Genomic DNA, 228 nt, shown 5'->3' on the forward strand with positions numbered 1-228 from the left:
CGCTTGCGACAGGACGCTTTCAACGCATTCCTCCAAGAAGTGCGCATAGTTATAGCAGGGAATTGCGACATCAACGCGTTGCAAACTAGTTCCTCCGTAACCACCGGGTCCCACCTGGTTTGACAGATCTTCCGGGCGCGGCATCGTTTCGTTGTTGAGCGCTATTTGTTTTTCGATTCATTCTTGCGGAAATCGAGAGATGTTTTCGCCTGGCGTGCGGGGCCAGAC

At 53.1% G+C, this 228-nt stretch carries 1 pseudogene; it reads right to left on the reverse strand.

The features are described 5' to 3' along the window. Positions 1 to 144, reverse strand: a pseudogene (locus AF337_RS45340) (glycosyltransferase); the annotation flags it as partial. Between the last annotated feature and the right edge of the window lie 84 nt (positions 145 to 228).

This window comes from Rhizobium ecuadorense, assembly GCF_001187535.1.
Taxonomy (GTDB): domain Bacteria; phylum Pseudomonadota; class Alphaproteobacteria; order Rhizobiales; family Rhizobiaceae; genus Rhizobium; species Rhizobium ecuadorense.